Consider the following 4,864-nt stretch of genomic DNA (forward strand, 5'->3'; position numbering starts at 1 on the left):
GGGGCGGGGGGACCCCGCGGGGGGGCGGGCCCCCGCCCGGCCCCCCCCCCCCCCGCCCCCCCGGGCGGCCCCCCCGGGGCGGGGGGCCCCCCTCAGTGGTGTTGCGGCTCCCGAACGGGTCTGTCGCGACTGGAGAGATCAGTCGGTGATCGACTGGTGCAGCCCGGGGACGTGCAGGTTTCCGCCGAACTGACCGGCCTGCTGCACCTTCACGTCCGTGAAGTAGATCAGCGGGATGTTCAGCGGCGGCGGGTGCTCCGGGTCGAACGTGATCGGGATCAGGCCGAAGAGCTTGCCGGAGATCGACTCGGTGTACATCGTCGTCTCCCCGCCACGGATCGTGGAGGTGGAGCCCTTCTCGGCCTGCACGTGGTACTTCTTGCCGGCCGGGCCTTCGACGATCTGGTGCAGGTCGCCGATGTCCGTGTTCTGGACGACGTACTTCAGGGCCTGCTTGGTCTTGCCGCCCGGCATCGTCAGGTTCACGACGCCCTGGTAGTCGGCGCCCTTGAGCGTCAGGGAGCTGGCTTCCAGGTGCCACGGCTGGTTCGGGATCGGCGCGGGCGTCTGTTCGGCCTTTCCGTCGACCTTCTTCTCGACCACGCACGGGAACGGCTTCTTGCCGTTCTCGTCCGGTGCCATCGGGTCCGCGGACTCTTCCGCCTTGGCCTTGTCGGCAGCCTCCTCAGCCGCCTTCTCGGCCTCGTCGACCGTGTCCCCGGCCTTGTCCGCACCGTTCTTGACGCCGTCCTCGACCTTGTCGACGGTGTCGTCGACGGGCTTGGTGACGTCCTCGACCGTGTCCTTCGCCGTGTCCTCGGAGGACTCCTCCGAAGACTCCTCCGAGGCGGAGGGCGTCGGCGTCGGCTCTGCGGACTCCTCCTCGTCGGGCGTGAAGAGGTCCTTGAGCGCGGGTCCGACACCCAGCGGGTCCAGCGGGTTCTTGGTCTCGGTCTCGGAAGGCTCCGGAGCGGGCTCCGTCTCCTCCTTGTCGGCGTCGTCGGACGGCGACGGAGTGGGCTCCGCCTCGTCCGCGCCGTCGTCGCCCGAGCCGGCCTTGTCGTCGGCGGAGGGCGAAGGCGTCAGCTCGGCGGTGTCCTTGCCGGCCTCGTCCTTCTCGGCCGCTTCCTGCTCGGCCTTCTCCTTCGCCGCCTTCTCCTCCGCGGCCTTGTCGGCCTCCTTCTCGGCGTCCTTGGACGCCTCGTCCGGCGCCGTGACACACGGGCCGTCCTGGAAGGGGTTCTTCGGCAGCGGCTTGGCCTGCGCGAGCTGGGGGGTCAGTCCCATGCCCATCAGGACGGCGGTCGGCATGGCCGCGATGGCTATCGCCTTGCCCGCCGGAACGTGCAGGCGGGTGAGGAGCGGCTTTCTGGGTGCCGCGTGGCGCGGCCCGGATCTCGCGCGGGCCAGGCCCGCGGAGTCCTCATGGTGCACCTCGTCAGCCGGCACGGTGCCTCCCGTTCGTCCCGTTGTCCGGGCTCGTTCCTGACAGATCGTCCGTAGTGCCGCTCACCCCGTTCGCGGCCCCCGCGGCCGCGGGCTCCGGCGCCCCGTCGTCGGAGCCGTCGCCGTCCTGGCCGCTGCGTCCCTTCGCGGGCTTGGCATCGGGCTTGGCCGCCGCCCAGGAGATGCCGAGGGCACCGCCGATCAGGGCGAGCAGGAAACCGATGACGAAGCCGCCGAAGTTGGAGACCACCAGGGAGACCAGAGCGAGCAGAATCGCCGCGACACCCGCGAACACCCGGGAATGCGGCTGGAACCACATGGTCAGACCGAGCACGACAAGCAGGACACCGATGATCAGTGAACCGGCACCGGCGGTGGTCGCCATCCGGATCGTCATCGTGCCGAGCGTGAGGTTCGCGTACGGGAAGTACATGATCGGGATGCCGCCGAGCAACGTCAGCAGACCACCCCAGAACGGGCGCTGACCGCGCCACCCTCGGAACGATCGGCGCATCCGGCCGAGCTTGATGCCAAGGCCCACTTGCGCTTCGGCGCTCATGTCGTACAGCTCCTCGGGGAATGGCGTTGGTTCTGTGTGTCCTGCGGTTTCGGGCACGGGGACGACTCACGTTCCGTCGCGTCCCCGCGCCCGGCCGTTCTTCGCAACAAGTACTGAATTAAGGCGTCAATTGCCTCAGTAGCACTCGTGCTTGCCCTTCTTGACCGACATCGCCAGGCCAGAGAGCTTGAAGGTGCCGGCGGTGGTCGCCCACGCACGCTGCTTGACGTCGGTGAACCGCACCGACTCCGCCTGCTGCGCGAACGAGTCCGGGGCGTACTTGTCGCCCTTCGCCGGGCCGGGGCCCTTGGTGGTCTGGTCGACCGAGACGCCGATGTCGACGTTGTTGAACGTCGCGTCGGCCTTGAGGTCATCGGCGTCGATGTAGAGCTTCTTCGCCTCGACCCGCGGGCCACCCTTGGCGCCGGCCTTGAGGGTCATCGACACATCGCCGAAGACCGGGACCGGGACAACGACGGACTGGCAGAGGTTGGTGATCTTCGCCGATTCGAGGCCGACGACGGCGACCGGGTGGTTACCCGACTTACCGCTGTCAAGCGCCCCGTACTGGACGAACCCCTCGCCGTCGAGCTGGTCGGCAGTCACCTTGAACTGCTGACCGGACACACTGAACGATGCCGCGAGCGCACCCTGGGACAGGGCCACGCCTATCGCGGCAGTAGCCGCGACGCTCGGCACCATGACTACGGCGAACCGCTTCCATCTGGTTCCGCCACGAGCCACGGACTCCATGACTTTCCTCCTTCTCGGACGTACATCTCCGGCCCTGACTGCTCCCGTTCGGGCGGCTCAGTCGGGCAGGGATGGGAGAAGTGCTACGTCCTCGGGAAGGAGAGCGCCCGCATCGGAGGCGCGCAACTGCGCCTTAATCACCGGCGATCACCCCCGAGCGACAACCACTGGTCGCACGCAACACGCACAACCTGCCGGACAGGCCCTGCCGGATGGCAGAGACCCCCCTGTCCAAGACCGGTGACGGGGTGTCTCCGGCCTGCTCGGTGGGGACCCAGAAACCCCGCTCCCGATTGGCTGTCGGGCTGCGGGTTATTGGACCGAGCGTCGCCGATCGTGGTGCATTCTCGCCGCCCGCACAAGGGGGTTCGTTACTCGCTAGTAACGGCGCGATAACCGATGCACGACCGCGCGGTATCGGTCGGGCACGGACGGTGTCGTCAACGCGCGGAACAGACCGGGATGTTGAAGGACGCAACCGGACAGAAGACCGGCTCAGACTTACTCCAAGTAACAGCGGCCGCGATTACCAAGATTTGGTAAAACGCGGCCACTGTGGCGCCTTGGCGACGAAGTTTTCACTCGGGCATCACAAGCCCCAGTGTTTAGGGACTGGTCAGCGAACGACTCGCGAGGGGTCGAACAGGGTCAGAACAGGACCCGAGCGAGCTGTGTGCGCGCCGCCGTCACCCGCGGGTCGTCCGAGCCGACCACTTCGAGGAGTTCGAGCAGCCGCACCCGCGCGGCGTCCCGGTCCTCGCCCGCCGTGCGCCGCACCGCGTCGATGAGCCGCCCGAAGGCGTCCTCGACATGACCGCCCACCAGATCCAGGTCGGCGGCGGCGATCTGCGCCGGCACGTCCGCGGGATTGTCGGCGGCGTCCTTGCGGACCTGCTGCGGGTCCAGGCCCTGCACGCGCTGCAGCAGTTCGGCCTGGGCGAGACCCAGCTTGGCCTCCGTGTTGCCCGGGTCGTCGGCGAGTACGTTGCGGTACGCCTGGACCGCGCCGCCCAGGTCGCCCGCGTCAAGCGCCTCGACCGCCGCTTCGAGCAGCGCGTCGTAGGGACCCGCCGGAACCTCGGCGGGAGCAGGCGCCTCCTGGCCGCCGCCCTGCGCGTCCGGGTCGACGGCGAGACCGGTCAGGCCGAAGCGCTCCTCGCCGACCTGGATCAGCTGGTCCAGGGTCTGGCGGATCTGCTCCACCGGGGCCGCGCCCTGGAAGAGCGGCAGGGCCTGCCCGGCCACCACCGCGAAGACGGCCGGGATCCCCTGGACCCCGAACTGCTGCATCAGCATCTGGTTGGCGTCGACGTCGATCTTGGCGAGGACGAATCGGCCGTTGTACTCCCGCGCGAGGCCTTCGAGCAGCGGACTCAGCTGCTTGCACGGCTCGCACCACTCGGCCCAGAAGTCGATGACGACCGGGACCTCGGTGGAGCGCTGCAGGACCTCGCTCTCGAAGCCTGCCTCGTCTACGTCGATGACGAGACTCGCGGGAGAAACGGCGGACACGGCGCCGCCGCCCTGCCGGGCCGCTTCGGCGCGCGCCTGCTCCGCCTTCGCCTTGGCCTCCTGGGCCGCCTTCACGGCGGCGAGGTCGACGACTCCGCTCATGGACATGTTCCGTGGCTGCATGAGTACATCCTCCCCCAAGCCGTGCGGGAACCGCGCCTGTCCGTGACCCCCCGCCGGATTGCGGGGCCACGGACGGCCGCGGTGCCAAGGTCCCGAGGAGGACCGCTGGTTGTCGGTACGGGGTCCCCACCCCGTGCCTGTGGTGTCGCTGTGGTTGTCGCTCCACTGTCGTTGCTGCGGATCGCGGGCTTCGAGAAGTGCCGTTCGTCTGCCGCTCACGATCTTTCGCTACGAGTCGTAGCGTAACTGTCCCGCGTCGCGCGTGGGCCGCCCACCTGGACGAACTTCGGTGATCTCGCTCACTCGCCGCCGTTCAGGACGGATTCGTACTGGCCGGTATGGTCGCGGGATGCAGAGCCGCATCCCCCCCACCCCCCCCACGGGCGGCCGTCCCCCCCGCGCGGCGGCGGAAACCCCGATACAGGATTCGACCCGTCAGGGACTGGTCGCACACGGCTGGGACACGCTGAC

The 4,864-nt window shown here is 68.9% G+C and carries 4 protein-coding genes; all 4 read right to left on the bottom strand.

The window, feature by feature from the left end; all coding sequences use genetic code 11:
- Positions 1-138 precede the first annotated feature (138 nt).
- The 4 genes from ACFWY6_RS44135 to ACFWY6_RS44150 all read right to left on the bottom strand — a co-directional run bounded on the left by ACFWY6_RS44135 (position 139) and on the right by ACFWY6_RS44150 (position 4,393).
- Positions 139-1,449, bottom strand: a complete 1,311-nt coding sequence (locus ACFWY6_RS44135; RefSeq protein ID WP_384703172.1) for a hypothetical protein — start codon at positions 1,447-1,449, stop codon at positions 139-141.
- Entirely contained in the window at positions 1,439-2,005 is a 567-nt protein-coding gene (locus ACFWY6_RS44140; RefSeq protein WP_384703175.1) for a DUF6114 domain-containing protein, read from the bottom strand. The genes ACFWY6_RS44135 and ACFWY6_RS44140 overlap by 11 nt, the downstream gene beginning before the upstream one ends.
- A 135-nt stretch (positions 2,006-2,140) precedes the next feature.
- On the bottom strand, positions 2,141-2,758 hold the full coding sequence (locus tag ACFWY6_RS44145; RefSeq protein WP_363275555.1) for a DUF6230 family protein: 618 nt from the start codon (positions 2,756-2,758) through the stop codon (positions 2,141-2,143).
- Positions 2,759-3,406: 648 nt separating this feature from the next.
- On the bottom strand, positions 3,407-4,393 hold the full coding sequence (locus ACFWY6_RS44150) for a tetratricopeptide repeat protein (protein WP_384703179.1): 987 nt from the start codon (positions 4,391-4,393) through the stop codon (positions 3,407-3,409).
- Positions 4,394-4,864 lie beyond the last annotated feature (471 nt).

Origin of the sequence: Streptomyces sp. NPDC059037, from assembly GCF_042740015.1 — a bacterium.
GTDB lineage: Bacteria > Actinomycetota > Actinomycetes > Streptomycetales > Streptomycetaceae > Streptomyces.

Bases quoted from the DNA above. Each gene is read 5' to 3' on its own strand.
- ACFWY6_RS44140 (WP_384703175.1), bottom strand. From the start codon at position 2,005: ATGAGCGCCGAAGCGCAAGTGGGCCTTGGCATCAAGCTCGGCCGGATG.
- ACFWY6_RS44145 (WP_363275555.1), bottom strand. From the start codon at position 2,758: ATGGAGTCCGTGGCTCGTGGCGGAACCAGATGGAAGCGGTTCGCCGTA.
- ACFWY6_RS44150 (WP_384703179.1), bottom strand. From the start codon at position 4,393: ATGCAGCCACGGAACATGTCCATGAGCGGAGTCGTCGACCTCGCCGCC.